This window comes from Micromonospora sp. NPDC005173 (genome assembly GCF_040608515.1).
Taxonomy (GTDB): domain Bacteria; phylum Actinomycetota; class Actinomycetes; order Mycobacteriales; family Micromonosporaceae; genus Micromonospora.
Window position 1 is genome coordinate 129,793 of the sequence record NZ_JBEXIK010000002.1, and the last position, 13,939, is coordinate 143,731.

The following is a 13,939-nucleotide window of genomic DNA, read 5'->3' on the forward strand; positions in this document are numbered from 1 at the left end:
CGGCCGTGAGGCCGCCGACGTGGACGCTTCCGCTCGGCGGCTCGGCTGGTACCTGACCCTGGGCGGTCTGCTCGCGGTGATCGACACCACCGTCACGGTGGTGGCTCTGCCGAAGCTGGTCGACGACCTGGACACGAACCTGACCACGATCGGGTGGGTCACCAGCGGCTACGCGCTCGCCCTGGTCGCGGTGATGCCCACCGCGGCCTGGGCGATCGGGCGCTTCGGTGCCCGCCGCACCTACCTGACCGCGCTACTGCTGTTCACCCTGGGCTCGGTGCTGGCCGGGGCCGCCTGGGACGTCGGGTCGCTGATCGCGTTCCGGGTCCTCCAGGGGCTGGGTGGTGGACTGCTCAACCCGGTCGGGATGGCGGTCGCGCTGGCTGCGGTGCCTCCGCACCGGCGCGGCCGGATGATGAGCCTGCTCGGTCTGCCCGTCCTGGTCGGGCCGCTGATCGGGCCGGTGCTCGGAGGGCTGCTGCTCGACCACGCGTCCTGGCGGTGGATCTTCTGGATCAACCTGCCGGTGGGGCTGCTGGCCGTGCTGCTCGGCCGGTCGGTGCTGCCGGCCGCCGACCCGCGACGACCACCGGTCCGACTGGACGTCGTCGGGCTGCTGCTGCTCTGCCCCGGCCTGGCGTTGGCCGTGTTCGGGCTCAGCGTCACCGGCGACCGGGGCGGAGTCGTCACCGCGTCCGTGCTGCTGCCGCTCACGCTCGGCGCCGCCCTGGTGGCCGCCTTCGCCTGGCGGGCGGGCAGGGTGCGGCAGCCACTGCTGCGCCTGGCCGTGCTGCGCGCGCCGGGGATGGCCGGTGGCGCCGCGACAGTGGCGTTCTTCGCCGCCGGGTACTTCGGCTCGTTCCTGATCATTCCGGCGTACGTGCAGGTGGTACGCGGGGACTCCGCCACCCTGGCCGGTGTGATCGGCATCCCGCAGGCGCTGACCACCGGGTTGATGCTTCAGGTGGCCACCCGGCTGGTCGACCGGGTCTCCGCGCGGCGGGTGGTCGGGCTCGGCATCGCGACCGCGCTGGCGGGCACGATCGCCCGAGTGCTGGTGCTCGACGCGGACACGTCGTACCCGCTGCTCGCCGCGCTGGGCGCGGTCATCGGCCTGGGTATGGGCGCGACGCTGATGCCGACGATGACCGCGGCCAGCCGTTCGCTGCCGCCCGACGACCTGCCGTCCGGCTCCACGCTGCTCACCACGGTGTCGCACACCTCGGTCGCCGTCGGCACAGCGCTGATCGCCGCAGCCCTGTCCTGGATGGCCGGTCGATTCGCGTCGGGCCTGGGCGGCGGAGGCATAGCGGCCGCCACCCGGCTCGACCCGCTCACCCGTGCCGGTTTCGCACCGGAGCTGGCGCAGGCCACTCGGCTCGCGCTGGCGGTGTCCGCCGTGCTGCTGGCGCTCGCCTGGCTGACCAGCCGGCGACTTCCGGCCGCCCCGCCCAGCGCGGAGGCAGGCGCCGCCCCGGCGGAACCCGAGGTGGCGGTGAACGAACCGGTCAGTACCGCTGGCGGAGCAGACCGGCGGCCTCGACCGCCCAGTAGGTGAGGATGATCTGCGCGCCGGCCCGCCGGATCGAGGTGAGCGTCTCCAGCATCACCCGCTCCCGGTCGATCCAGCCGTTCGCGGCGGCCGCCTCGACCATCGCGTACTCGCCGGACACCTGGTAGGCGGCGACCGGGACGTCCACCGCGGCCCGCACCGCCGACACCACGTCGAGGTAGGGCAGCGCCGGCTTGACCATCACCATGTCGGCGCCCTCGGCGACGTCCAACGCCACCTCACGCAGCGACTCGCGCAGGTTGGCCGGGTCCTGCTGGTAGGTACGCCGGTCGCCCTCCAGCGCCGACTCCACCGCGTCCCGGAACGGGCCGTAGAAGGCCGAGGCGTACTTCACGGCGTAGGCCAGCACGGCCACGTCCTGGTGCCCGGCCGCGTCGAGCGCCCGGCGGACCACGCCGACCTGGCCGTCCATCATCCCGGACGGCCCGACCACGTGGACCCCGGCGGCGGCCTGGGCCACCGCCATCTCGGCGTACGCCTCCAGCGTGGCGTCGTTGTCCACGTCGCCGCTCGGGGTGAGCAGACCGCAGTGCCCGTGCGAGGTGAACTCGTCCAGGCACAGGTCGCTCATCACCACCGTGGCGTCGCCAACCTCGGCCACGACGTCACGGATGGCGACGTTCAGGATGCCGTTCGGGTCGATACCGCCGGACCCGGACGGGTCCCGCTGGGCCGGCACCCCGAAGAGCATGATCCCGCCGACGCCGGCCTGGACTGCCTCGACCGCCGCCTTGCGCAGCGAGTCCCGGGAGTGCTGGAGCACCCCCGGGAGCGACGCGATGGCCCGCGGCTCGGTCAGCCCCTCCTTGACGAACATCGGCACGACCAGCTGGGCCGGGTCGACCTGCGTCTCGGACACCAGCCGCCGCACCGCGGGGGTCCGGCGCAGCCGGCGGGGCCGGATCTCGGGGTACGGCATGGGAGGTCCTCCTCGGACGACTACCGGAAGCGCAACGCGGTCGGCCCCTGCACCTTCGAGCCGCGACGCTGCTTGGCCGGCATGGCGGCGAGCTTCTCGCGCAGCTCGACGGCGTAGGCGGCGAGCGCCTCCACCAGGTCGGGCACCGAGGCGTGCGGCGGCTGGACGTCGACCCGCAGGCCGAACTCCGTCGCGGTCTCCGCCGTCTTGGGCCCAATTACGGCTACAACGGTACGCGCGTGCGGCTTCCCGGCGATACCGACCAGGTTCCGCACGGTGGAGGACGAGGTGAAGAGCACCGCGTCGAACCCGCCCGACTTGATCGCGTCCCGGATCTCGGCGGGCGGCGGCGCGGCCCGCACCGTCCGGTACGCGGTCACGTCGTCGACCTCCCAGCCGCGCTCGGTGAGCCCGGCGGCGAGCGTCTCGGTGGCGATGTCGGCGCGCGGCAGCAGCACCCGGCCCACCGGGTCGAGGATCTCGTCGTGCGGCGAGAACTCGGCCAGCAGCCCTTCGGAGGACTGCTCCCCGGCGGGGATCAGCTCCGGCTGGATGCCGAACGCGCGGACCGCGTCCGCCGTCGCCTCACCGATGCAGGCGATCTTGACGCCGCCGAAGTGCCGAGCGTCCAGCCCGTGCTCGGCGAACTTCTCCCAGACCGCGCGGACCGCGTTCACCGAGGTGAAGATCACCCAGGCGTACCGGCCGTCGACCAGGCCCTTGACCGCCCGCTCCATCTGCGCCGGGGTGCGCGGCGGCTCGACCGCGATGGTCGGCACCTCGCACGGGATCGCCCCGTACGCGCGCAGCCGGGCACTCATCACGCCGGCCTGCTCCTTGGTCCGCGGGACCAGCACCTTCCAGCCGTACAGCGGGCGGTTCTCCCACCAGCTCAGCTTGTCGCGATGCCCCACCCCGGCGCCGACGGTGAGCACCACCCGGCCGGTGAAGCCGAGCGCGGCGGCCACGAAGCTGTCCACGGTCGACGTGGTCGTGTACTGGGTCTCGCCGGTGCCGTCGCCGGTCACCCCGACGCCGGTGGTGCCGTCGACCCCGGCGGACAGCAGCCCGTCCCGGACGGCGGCGAGGTCACCGGCGTCCACCGCGAGCGCGAGCGAACCCCGGCCGACGGCCGCGGCCAGCGCCTCGAAGTCCAGCACGCTGACGTCCTCGACGTCGGCGGCGGTACGCACGCCCGGCAGCGGGACACCCGCGTAGGTGGCGACGCCCTCGGCCTGGCCGACGCCGGGCACCACCTCGAAGTGGGCGGCGGTACGGGCCACCGCCTGCACCTCCTTGACCACCGAGTCGTGGCCGAAGGGGTCGCCGGCGACCAGGTGCACCGCGTTCAACCCGGACCGGGCCGCGGAGATCAGCACCTTCGCGACATCCCCTGGCACGCCTTCGGCCGGGGTGAACTCGGCGTCGTCCCTGGCCTCGGCGCGGACGACGGCGAGCAACGACTCCGGGACTCCCCGGTCGTAGATCACCTGATCGGCGTCGACCAGGGCGTCGTGCGCCCGACGGGTCAGCAGGCCCGGGTCGCCGGGGCCAGCCCCGACGAACGCGATACGGCCGACGGGCTTACGGGTGCGGGTCATTCTGTGCTCCCAAATTGCTGGGTCCCCGGGCCGGTGCGTCCTTCGTGGCCGAGGATCGAGTCGGCGCCGAGCTCGAGGAGTTCGGCGGCGAGTGCCTTACCGATCTCCGCCGCGTCGGCGGGCGTTCCGGTGCGGGACAGCCGGAGGTCACGAGTGCCGTCCGGGCTGATCACCGCCCCGCGCAGGTAGATCTCATCGCCGGCGTCGCCTTCGGCGAGTTCGGCATAGGCGGCGACGGGTGCGCTGCACCCGGCCTCCAGGGTGGCCAGCAACGCGCGCTCCGCGGTGACCGCGGCGTGCGACGGTGCGTGGTCGAGCACCGCAAGCAGCTCGACCAGGTCCTGGTCGTCGACCCGGCACTCCACGGCCAGCGCGCCCTGAGCGGGCGCGGGCAGCATCAGCATCGGATCCAGCGTCTCGGTGATCACGTCGGCCCGCCCGAGCCGGGCGAGCCCGGCCCGGGCCAGTACGACGGCGTCCAGGTCGGCCTCCGGGCCGAGCGCCCGCGACAGGCGGGTGTCCACGTTGCCGCGGATCGGGGTGACCTCCAGCTGCAGGCCGAGCGCGTGCAGCTGGGCGATGCGGCGCAGCGCTCCGGTGCCCACGGTGGCACCGGGCGGCAGCTCGGTGAGCGTCCGGCCGTCCCGGGCGACCAGCGCGTCGCGCGGGTCCTGCCGGGTCGGCACCGCCGCGATGTGCAGCCCGCCAGCGGCCGCGGTGGGCAGATCCTTGTAGGAGTGCACCGCGAAGTCGATGGTCCGGGCGGCCAGCGCGTCGCGCAGCGCGGAGACGAACACCCCGACGCCGAGCCGGTGCACCGGCGCGTTGGAGCGGTCGCCGGCGGTGACCACCTCGACCAGCTCGACCTGGCGGCCAGTGGCGGCGGTCAGCGCCTCGGCGACCTGGCCGGACTGGGCCATCGCGAGAGCGCTGCCGCGGGTGCCGAGGCGCAGGGGGGCGGTCATCGCGCACCTCCGGTGGGTGGAGTCGGGTCGGTGACGTCCGCACCGAGCATCGGGTCGATGCCGGTGAACGCCGCGCCGAGGTCGGGGGCCACCACGTCGGGGACGGTGTCCACCGGCGAGGTCTGTGGCACCTGGAGGTCGAACAGCTCGCGCAGCAGCGCCGCGTACTGGTCTCCGCCGGGCTCCGCGGCCAACTGGCGGACCTTGACGGTGGGCTGGTGCAGCAGCCGCTGCACCACCCGGTGCACCGTCCGGGCCACCTCGGCCCGCAGGTCGTCGCCGAGGTCGGGGCGGCGCTGGGCCAGCCGGCGCAGCTCGGCGGTGACCACGTCGTCGGCCCGACCGCGCAGCGCGGCCACGGTGGGTGCCACGTCGGCGCCGCGCAGCCAGGTGAGGAAGCTCTCCACCTCGCCGAGCACGATCCGCTCGACGGCGGCGGCGTCCGCGGCGGCCGGACCGTCGGCGAGCAGCGCCGCCATCCGGTCGATGTCGATCACTTCGACGCCGGACAGCTCGGTGACGCCCTCCTCGACGTCGCGCGGGACGGCCAGGTCGAGCAGGACCAGCGGCCCTCGGGACGGGTCCCGCTCGGCGAGCGCCGCCCCGACCACCGCTCGGGTGAGAACCGGTTCGGTGGACGCGGTGGCGGCCACTACGATGTCCACTGTGGAGAGGGTGTCGGCCAGCTCGGTCATCGGCGCGGCGTTCGCCCCGTACGACTCGGCCAGCCGGACGGCCCGGTCGGCGCCCCGGTTGGTGACGGTGAGTGGCCCGGCGCCCAGCCGGGACAGCGTGGCCACCCCGAGCGAGCCCATCGCGCCGGCCCCGACCACCAGGGCCGGGCGGGCGACGAGGTCGCCCTGGAGGTGCCCGGCGGCCAGCTCCAGCGCGGCGGTGACGACGCTCTGGCCGGCCCGGTCGATGCCGGTCTCGGAGTGGGCCCGCTTGCCGACCCGCAGCGCCTGCTGCATCAGCTCGTGCAGCAGGCGGCCGGCCGAGTCGGCTCCGGTGGCCCAGTGGTACGCGTCGCGCAGCTGGCCGAGGATCTGCGCCTCGCCGACCACCATCGAGTTCAGCCCGCTGGCGACTCGGAAGACGTGGTCCACGGCGGCGGCGTCGTAGTGCACGTAGAGGTGACTCGCGAGCGCCGTCGGCGTGCAGTCGGCCTGCTCGGCCAGGACGGCGCAGATGTCGCCGAGCCCGCCGTGGAAACCGGACACGGCGGCGTAGACCTCTACCCGGTTGCAGGTGGAGACGAGCACGGCCTCGGTGACGTACGGCTGGGCGACCAGGCGGTCCAGGGTGCGGGTGAGGTCGGCGGGGGGCACAGCCAGCTGCTCCAGCGTGGCGACCGGGGCGGTCCGGTAGGACGCGCCGACGACGAGCAGTTTCACGTGCCGATCGCCTCCTGGGTGTCGGTGGCCGCGAGCCCGCCGGGCAGGGCGGTCAGGCCGGACCCGCCGGTGGCGGGCAGCGCCGTGAGCGACGCCTTGCGGTGCTCGTGGAAGGACAGAATCTGCAGCTCGATGGCGAGGTCGACCTTGCGCACGTCGACCCCCTCCGGAACCGAGAGTACGCACGGTGCGAAGTTGAGGATGCTCGTCACGCCGACCGCGACCAGCTGATCGGCGACCCGCTGGGCCGCGGCGGCCGGGGTGGCGATCACGCCGATCGCGATGGATTCGGCCTCGGCGACCGCCGGAAGCTCGTCGACATGCCGTACAACCAGGCCGTTGATCTCTTCACCCACCCGGGAGGGGTCGGCGTCGAGCAGCGCGGCGATCCGGAAGCCCCGGCCCGCGAAGCCGTCGTAGCCGGCCAGAGCGTGACCGAGATTACCCACGCCGACCAGGGCGACCGCCCGGCGTTGGGTGAGCCCGAGCACGTACTCGATCTGCTCGATCAGCAGCGCGACGTCGTAGCCGACGCCCCGGGTGCCGTACGAGCCGAGGTGTGAGAGGTCCTTGCGGAGCTTGGCGGAGTTGACCCCGGCGGCGGCGGAGAGGCCCTCGCTGGAGACCGTCTCGTGCCCGGCGTCGGCGAGGTTGTGCAGCGCGCGCAGGTACTCCGGGAGCCGAGCGACGGTGGCCTCGGGTAGGTCCGGGAGCACCGGTACGGCACCGGCGCGGCCGGACGCGCCTGGGTGACGATGCTGACTCATGAGACTCCGTGCGGTGCGTTCCTCGGCCAACTCCGCTGGTCGGCCGCTTATGGACTCCCGCTGGCGACCGAGATTGCCGGCTGTGCTAGCAGGGCGCGTCGGAACTAGAGAGTAGGCGCTTGTGAAGACGTGCACAAATCGCGATCTTGTCGCTCCGTGACGCGACTCCACCAGCACCTCCTTTCGGCAAGATCGATCCAGCGGCCCTGCACCCCCACCGCCCGAGGCGATTATTGCTCAATCCCGACTTCTCTGACCAATCCCGCGCCGCCGCACCCACCCCCGCGATCTTGCAGTTTCCGCCCCGCATCAGGCCCATACCGTGCGAATCGGCGACCACAGGTGCAAGATCGACGCGCCGGAGGGGGTTGGGGTAGGGGCAGCACTACGAGGGAGAGGCGGGGTTTCGGGATGGGTTGGCCGATCGTGGGTGCCTAGCCTTTGGGGCATGACCGCCGTTGCCGCCACCAGCGACCAACCGACGCTGGCACCGAGCATCCCCCGCCAGCTCTTCGTCGACTCCGGGTACGTACTGCTCGGCCTGCCCCTGGCCCTGGCCAGCTTCGTCGTCCTCGTCGTGGGCCTCGCGGTCGGCGTCGGGCTGGTGGTCACAGTGATCGGTCTGCCGATCCTCAGCGGCACCCTGTACGCCGCCCGCGGGCTGGCCGACATCGAGCGGCTGCGGCTGCCCGCCGTGCTCCGGCAGCCCCGGATCCGGCCGCACTACCGGCTGGCGGAGGCGGGGGCGAACGCCTGGCGGCGGATCTTCGTGCCGATGCGGGACGCCCAGTCCTGGCTCGATCTGGCGCACGGCATCCTGCGGCTGATCGTGGCGGTGATCACCTTCGTGGTGGCGCTGGTCTGGTGGGCCGCCGCGGCCGCCGGTTCGCTCTACTGGGCGTACGACTGGGCGCTGCCGCGCAGCGACGGCGACAGCGACCCTGCCCAACTGCTCGGCCTCGGCGACTCGACCACCGCCCGGATCGGGCTGACCACCGCGGTCGGGGTGTTCTTCCTGATCACTCTGCCGATCGTGGTCCGGGGCTGCGCGCTGCTCCAGGCCACCTTCGCCCGGGCCATGCTGACCGGGGTGGCCGAGATGCGGGACCGGATCACCGTGCTGGAGGAGCAGAAGCGGGCCGCCGTCTCCGCCGAGGCGTCCGCGCTGCGCCGGCTGGAGCGCGACATCCACGACGGCCCCCAGCAGCGTCTGGTCCGGCTGGCGATGGACCTCAGCCGGGCCCGGCTGCAACTCGCCTCCGACCCGGAGGCGGCCGGCCGGACCATCGACGAGGCGGTCACCCAGACCCGGGACACGCTGGCCGAGCTGCGGGCACTGTCCCGGGGCATCGCCCCGCCGATCCTGGTCGACCGGGGCCTACCCAGCGCCCTGGCCGCGCTCGCCGGCCGAGGGCTGATCCCGATCGACCTCCAGGTGGACCCGCAACTCGGCACGCCGGGTGGGCGACTCGACCCGGCGGTGGAGAACACCGCGTACTTCATGGTGGCCGAGGCGCTGACCAACATCGCCAAGCACAGTCGGGCCACCGAAGCGCTGGTCGCCGTGTCCCGGCAGGGCACCCGACTCCTGGTGCAGGTGGGCGACGACGGGCAGGGTGGCGCGCACCTGGCCAAGGGGCACGGGCTGGTCGGCATCGCCGACCGGGTCCGGGCGGCCGGCGGCGAGTTGGCCGTGGTCAGCCCCACCGGCGGGCCCACCGAGCTCCGCGCGGAGCTGCCGCTGTGAGCCCGCTCCGAGCCCGCACGACAGGCCGGACATGGTAGACAACACAGCCATGCGCATTGTGATCGCCGACGACGCTGTCCTGCTCCGCGAGGGGCTGGTGCGGCTGCTGACCGAGAGCGGGCACCAGGTGGTGGCCGCCGTCGGTGATGGCGACGCGCTGGTCGCGGCGGTGGTGGAGCACCAGCCGGACGTGTCGATCGTCGACGTCCGGATGCCCCCGTCGCACACCGACGAGGGGCTGCGGGCGGCCGTGGAGGCGCGTCGGCTGGTGCCGCGTACCCCGATCCTGGTGTTGTCCCAGTACGTCGAGGTCTCGTACGCCGACGACCTGCTGGCCACCACGGGCGGTGCCGGCGGCGGGATCGGCTACCTGCTCAAGGACCGGGTGGCCGCGATCGACGAGTTCCTGGACGCGCTGCGCCGGGTGGCGGCCGGCGGCACCGTGCTCGACCCGGAGGTGGTCGGCCAGTTGTTCGCCCGACGGCGTCGGGACGACCCGCTGCGCGAGCTGACCCCGCGCGAGCGCGAGGTGCTCGCCCTGATGGCCGAGGGGCGCTCGAACACCGCCATCGCCCGCGCCCTGGTGGTGAGCGACGGCGCGGTGGAGAAGCACGTGCGCAACATCTTCACCAAGCTCACGCTGCCGCCGGACACCGAGCAGCACCGGCGGGTGCTGGCCGTCCTCACCTACCTGCGGAACTGACCTCCCGGGCCAGGGTCACGGCGTCGGTGAGGGTGTCGGCCACCGGGTGACCGGAGGCCTGCAGCCGTGCCCGGTCGGTGAACCCGCCGGTGTAGAGCACCGCTCGGCCACCCACCGCGAGCGCCGCGTCCGCGTCGTCGATGGAGTCGCCGATCAGCACCACCGAGGTGCCGTCCACGCCCAGCTCGGCCAGGTGCTGCTGGAGCGACTCGGCCTTGCGGCCTCCACCGACCGTGGCCCGCAACCCGTCCACCCGGGCGAAGTGGCTGGTCAGCCCGTAGGTGTGCACGGTCGGGACCAACTCCTCGTGGAACCACATGGAGAGCAGACTCTGGCTGCCCGTCCAGGAGGCCATCGCGGTCCGCGCGTCGGCAGCCAGCTCGCAGGTGGTCAACCCACTGCGGTACGCGTCGTGGAAGATCCGGTCCAGCCGGCCGAACTCGTCGTCGTCCACGGCCTGGCCGAGCACCTCGGCGTAGTACTCGGCGATCGGCCGGCGAAACCGCACCCGGTGCTCCTCGGAGGTGACCGCCGGCCCGCCCACACTGGCGAAGACCGCATTGGTGGCGGCCACCACCAGGCTGAGGTCGTTGAGCAGAGTGCCGTTCCAGTCCCACACCAGGTGGGGGTGCGCAGGGGTCATCAGAGCACCATAGGCACTCCTCAGAGCTGCGGCGTGGTCAGGTCCCGCAGCAGCCGCTCCTCCTCCACCCGCCAGTAGCCGTGCTCCTTGCCGTCGAGCATCACCACCGGCAGCCGGTCCCCGTACTCCCGCTCCAGCTCCTGGTCACCGCTCACGTCCCACTCGACCCACTTGTCCCCGGTCACCGCCACCACCCGGTCGAGCGCCGCCTTGGCGTCGTCGCACAGATGACACCCGGGCCGGGTGATCAGGGCGAGCCGGGCGTCAGTGGACATCGGTTACCTCCGTGCGGGCGTCGGCCGGCGTCGGCGGCCGGAGCTGGGTCTTGCGTACCTTGCCGATCGCCGAGTGCGGCAGGGCGTCGACGAACTCGACCGCGGTCGGGCACTTGAACCGGGCCAGGTTCCGTGCGCAGTGGGCGAGCAACTCCTCGCTGGTCACCGGCCGTCCCGGTGCCGGCACCACATACGCCCGCACAGTCTCGCCGGTCCGGGGGTGCGGCACACCCAGTACCGCCGACTCGGCCACCCCGGGGTGCCCGGCGAGCACCACCTCCACCTCGTGCGGATAGACGTTGAACCCGTTGACCAGGATCAGCTCGCCGAGCCGGTCGACCAGGAAGAGGTCACCGTCCTCGTCGGCGTACGCGATGTCGCCGGTGCCCCACCAGCCGTCGGCGTCCGGACCGCCCCGACCGTCCGGCCAGTAGCCGGAGAAGAGATTGGGGCCGGACACCACGATCTGCCCCGGGTCGGTGCCCGGCGCCACGTCGGAGATGTCCAGCTCATCCGGGTCATCGTCGGGGACGGCCAAGCCGTCGCGCCACAGGTCCGCCCCGTCCGCGCCGACCAGGCGCAGCCGCACGCCGGGCAGCGGCCGACCGATCGAGCCGACCTTGGCGACCCCGCCGACCAGGGTGGAGGTGAGCACGGGCGCGGTCTCGGTGAGGCCGTACCCGACGTGCACCGAATGACCGCTCACCTCGGTGAAGCGCGCCGCGACCGCGGGCTCCAACGGCGCCGCGCCGCAGACCGCCACCCGCACCGACGCGGTCGCCGCGCGGACCTCGTCCGCACCGGCCCACGCCAGGAACATCGACGGTACGCCGACCAGCACGCTGATCCGGTGCCGGGCGATCTCGTCCAGCCCCACTGTCGGCCCCAGCTCGTCGAGCAGCACGCCGGTCGCGCCATGGTGGACGACCGCGCCGAGCCCCGAGTTGAGCCCGTACGCGTGGAACAGCGGCAGAGCCAGCAGCACGGTGTCGCCCGGACCGACCACCGGCGGCTCGATCCGGTCGACCTGCTCGTGGTTGGCCAGCAGCGCGCGGTGCGAGAGCATCGCACCCTTGGGCCGGCCCTCGGTGCCGGAGGTGTAGAGCAGTACGGCCAGGTCGTCACCGCCCCGGTGCGGGCGCGGGTGCTCGGGTGCGTCGGCGGTCGGCGGTGGCGGCACGCCGTGCACGGCGGTGAGCGCGGGCAGTTCGGCGGCCACCTCGGCGACCAGGCCTCGGACCCGGTCGGTGCCGATCAGCACCGACGCGCCGGAGTCGGCCAGCACGTGCCGCAGCTCCGGTGCCGTGAAGCCGGGGTTGACCGGCACCGCGATCAGCCCGGCGCGCAGGGCTCCGAGCCAGCCGATCACGAAGTCAGGGCTGTTGGCCAGGGCGATCGCGACGCGGGGCGGCGTACCGTCCGGGTCGGTGGGCGGCGCGGCGGTGGCCAGGCCGTGCGCGGCGGCGTCGACCGAGGCATCCAGTTCGGACCAACTGAGCGTCCGGTCGCGCCAGTGCAGCGCGGCCCGGTCACCGTGGTCGAGAGCCACCCGGCGGACCCGGTCGGCGAGGTTCGGCGCGGGGTTTTCCGCTGCGTCCTGCACGGTGACCGAGTCTGGCACAGCGGACGGCGACAGGCCACGCCCGACGGTCGGGCCAGCGGCCGGACAACCGTGCCGCGCGAGTCCCGTAGGTGGGACCAGCCACGGTGCCGCCAGCGACCCGATCAGGTCCCGTCGATGGGACGGATGACCCTTCCGCCGGCGGTTCGGCCGGGCCCGCACCGACCACCCGTCGGGGCGGGTCAGCCGAACGGACGACGCACCCCGACCAGGGGATCCACCCTGGATCATCGAGCCGGTCCAAAGTCAATCGCACACGACGGACAACCGGTCCGCCGACGGTGCGACGGAGAAGGAAATACTTCCGCCCTGTGTAACGGACTTGCCACGCGCGGGTGACGTTGGCCCTATCATCACTCGGGTCGGCTCACCCCATTTGCCGTGAGTCGACACCCCTCAGCCCGAGGAGGCCCCCGTGCCTGTGAGCGCATTGGACCAGCACCTCAAGGGGAACTGCCGCCCGTCGGCACACCCCGGAACCGTCCTGCCCGACCGGAAGCCCGGTCGGTCCGCACCAACGACCCGCAAACCGGCCCGTCCGGTGACCGACGGGACGGGGGCGTCGCGGTGACCACTTTCGGTTACGCGGAACGCCCGGTCGGCCTGACCGGTTCGGCGGCACGCTCCCACGTCAACGAGCGGCCGGCGGCCCGCGCGCCGCTGGACGATCCACACGGCACCGCCGTGCGGGGTGACGGAACGGCGAAGCGGATCCGCAACCGGCCACACCACAACGAGCCGCCGCCACGACCGGCGGTGCCCGGTGGGAACGCGAAACCGGCCGGCGGTCGGGTCGCTGTGCCGGCCCGTCCGACCATGCCGGTCCAGGGCCGACGGGTCGGCGACACGCCGACGGCGACCACCGATCCGTCGGCGGGCGAGACGGCGGTGATCCCGGCGGTGCCGGCCACCACCACCCCAACCGGCTTTCCGAGCCGACCGGACCCGTCCGACCCCGCCACCGAGGTCTGGACGCTGGTCGAACGGGCTCAGGCCGGTGAGTCCGAGGCGTTCGGTCTGATCTACGACCGGTATGTGGACACCGTGTTCCGGTTCGTCTACTTCCGGGTCGGCAACCGCCAGCTCGCCGAGGACCTCACCTCGGACACCTTCCTGCGGGCGCTCAAGCGGATCGGCAGCTTCACCTGGCAGGGCCGCGACCTCGGCGCCTGGCTGGTGACCATCGCCCGCAACCTGGTCGCGGACCACTTCAAGTCCGGCCGGTACCGGCTGGAGGTCACCACCGGCGACGTGCTCGACGCCGACCGGGAGGACCGGGGCCCGGAGGGCAGCCCGGAGGCGGCGGTGGTCGAGCACATCACCAACGTCGCCCTGCTCACCGCCGTGAAGCAGCTCAACCCGGAGCAGCAGGAGTGCATCGTGCTCCGCTTCCTCCAGGGCTTCTCGGTCGCCGAGACGGCCCGTGCCATGGGCAAGAACGAGGGTGCCATCAAGGCCCTCCAGTACCGGGCGGTCCGCGCGCTGGCCCGACTCCTGCCCGACGGTTTCCAGCCATAGCTTCCTTCCGCGGGACCGATGGGCATCTATCGATGTCCGGGCAACTCAAGTCGGTCCCAACTGGTGACAACGATCACATTCCGTGATTTCCGCCCCACCAGGCCCGTAACCCGTGCCCGGTCCGCCGCGTTTCTCCGGGTGCGACCGGTGGTTGCCCCGGCAGGCCCGGGTCACCGGGGTCCGACCGGCATACCGGACGGGGCCTCACCTCCG

Annotated in this window: 12 protein-coding genes; 4 read left to right on the forward strand and 8 right to left on the reverse strand. The window is 73.2% G+C overall.

The annotated features are described in order from the left end of the window. The first annotated feature begins 19 nt into the window (after positions 1 to 19). Complete coding sequence (locus ABZV00_RS03575; protein WP_355601533.1) at positions 20 to 1,558, forward strand: DHA2 family efflux MFS transporter permease subunit; 1,539 nt, start codon at positions 20 to 22, stop codon at positions 1,556 to 1,558. Here the strand turns inward: ABZV00_RS03575 and hemB are convergent. From hemB to ABZV00_RS03600, 5 genes are read right to left on the reverse strand one after another with little or no spacing between them, the layout of a single operon-like run. Beyond that, complete coding sequence (hemB, locus tag ABZV00_RS03580) at positions 1,509 to 2,492, reverse strand: porphobilinogen synthase (protein WP_355601535.1); 984 nt, start codon at positions 2,490 to 2,492, stop codon at positions 1,509 to 1,511. The genes ABZV00_RS03575 and hemB overlap by 50 nt on opposite strands. Before the next feature lie 20 nt (positions 2,493 to 2,512). Continuing rightward, positions 2,513 to 4,093 carry a uroporphyrinogen-III synthase gene (locus ABZV00_RS03585; protein WP_355601537.1) on the reverse strand — a complete coding sequence of 527 codons (1,581 nt, stop codon included), beginning with the start codon at positions 4,091 to 4,093 and terminating at the stop codon, positions 2,513 to 2,515. Further along, a complete protein-coding gene (gene hemC / locus ABZV00_RS03590) occupies positions 4,090 to 5,058 on the reverse strand; it encodes a hydroxymethylbilane synthase (protein WP_328420747.1) in 969 nt (322 codons plus the stop codon). Before hemC ends, ABZV00_RS03585 begins: the two co-directional genes overlap by 4 nt. Continuing rightward, complete coding sequence (locus tag ABZV00_RS03595) at positions 5,055 to 6,452, reverse strand: glutamyl-tRNA reductase (RefSeq protein ID WP_355601539.1); 1,398 nt, start codon at positions 6,450 to 6,452, stop codon at positions 5,055 to 5,057. Before ABZV00_RS03595 ends, hemC begins: the two co-directional genes overlap by 4 nt. Continuing rightward, on the reverse strand, positions 6,449 to 7,219 hold the full coding sequence (locus ABZV00_RS03600) for a redox-sensing transcriptional repressor Rex (RefSeq protein WP_328420751.1): 771 nt from the start codon (positions 7,217 to 7,219) through the stop codon (positions 6,449 to 6,451). Before ABZV00_RS03600 ends, ABZV00_RS03595 begins: the two co-directional genes overlap by 4 nt. Positions 7,220 to 7,667: 448 nt before the next feature. Here ABZV00_RS03600 and ABZV00_RS03605 point away from each other — a divergent pair, with 448 nt between their 5' ends. Continuing rightward, positions 7,668 to 8,966 (forward strand): sensor histidine kinase, encoded by a 1,299-nt coding sequence (locus ABZV00_RS03605; protein WP_328420753.1) that lies wholly within the window; start codon positions 7,668 to 7,670, stop codon positions 8,964 to 8,966. 49 nt (positions 8,967 to 9,015) lie between these two features. Continuing rightward, positions 9,016 to 9,669 (forward strand): response regulator transcription factor, encoded by a 654-nt coding sequence (locus tag ABZV00_RS03610; protein WP_328420755.1) that lies wholly within the window; start codon positions 9,016 to 9,018, stop codon positions 9,667 to 9,669. On the opposite strand, the gene ABZV00_RS03615 is transcribed toward ABZV00_RS03610, so the two are convergent. From ABZV00_RS03615 to ABZV00_RS03625, 3 genes are read right to left on the reverse strand one after another with little or no spacing between them, the layout of a single operon-like run. Next, positions 9,650 to 10,312, reverse strand: coding sequence for an HAD hydrolase-like protein (locus ABZV00_RS03615; protein ID WP_355601542.1), 663 nt, complete (start codon positions 10,310 to 10,312; stop codon positions 9,650 to 9,652). The genes ABZV00_RS03610 and ABZV00_RS03615 overlap by 20 nt on opposite strands. A 20-nt stretch (positions 10,313 to 10,332) precedes the next feature. Continuing rightward, a complete protein-coding gene (locus ABZV00_RS03620) occupies positions 10,333 to 10,587 on the reverse strand; it encodes a glutaredoxin family protein (protein WP_328420759.1) in 255 nt (84 codons plus the stop codon). Then, positions 10,577 to 12,190, reverse strand: a complete 1,614-nt coding sequence (locus ABZV00_RS03625; protein WP_355601544.1) for an AMP-binding protein — start codon at positions 12,188 to 12,190, stop codon at positions 10,577 to 10,579. The genes ABZV00_RS03620 and ABZV00_RS03625 overlap by 11 nt, the downstream gene beginning before the upstream one ends. A 585-nt stretch (positions 12,191 to 12,775) precedes the next feature. Between ABZV00_RS03625 and ABZV00_RS03630 the strand changes: the two genes are divergently transcribed. Then, positions 12,776 to 13,726 carry an ECF subfamily RNA polymerase sigma factor, BldN family gene (locus ABZV00_RS03630; RefSeq protein WP_328420763.1) on the forward strand — a complete coding sequence of 317 codons (951 nt, stop codon included), beginning with the start codon at positions 12,776 to 12,778 and terminating at the stop codon, positions 13,724 to 13,726. Positions 13,727 to 13,939 lie beyond the last annotated feature (213 nt).

Excerpts from the sequence above, each read along its gene's own strand:
- hemB (WP_355601535.1), bottom strand. The coding sequence starts at position 2,492 with ATGCCGTACCCCGAGATCCGGCCCCGCCGGCTGCGCCGGACCCCCGCG.
- ABZV00_RS03585 (WP_355601537.1), bottom strand. The coding sequence starts at position 4,093 with ATGACCCGCACCCGTAAGCCCGTCGGCCGTATCGCGTTCGTCGGGGCT.
- hemC (WP_328420747.1), bottom strand. The coding sequence starts at position 5,058 with ATGACCGCCCCCCTGCGCCTCGGCACCCGCGGCAGCGCTCTCGCGATG.
- ABZV00_RS03600 (WP_328420751.1), bottom strand. The coding sequence starts at position 7,219 with ATGAGTCAGCATCGTCACCCAGGCGCGTCCGGCCGCGCCGGTGCCGTA.
- ABZV00_RS03605 (WP_328420753.1), top strand. The coding sequence starts at position 7,668 with ATGACCGCCGTTGCCGCCACCAGCGACCAACCGACGCTGGCACCGAGC.
- ABZV00_RS03610 (WP_328420755.1), top strand. The coding sequence starts at position 9,016 with ATGCGCATTGTGATCGCCGACGACGCTGTCCTGCTCCGCGAGGGGCTG.
- ABZV00_RS03615 (WP_355601542.1), bottom strand. The coding sequence starts at position 10,312 with ATGACCCCTGCGCACCCCCACCTGGTGTGGGACTGGAACGGCACTCTG.
- ABZV00_RS03620 (WP_328420759.1), bottom strand. The coding sequence starts at position 10,587 with ATGTCCACTGACGCCCGGCTCGCCCTGATCACCCGGCCCGGGTGTCAT.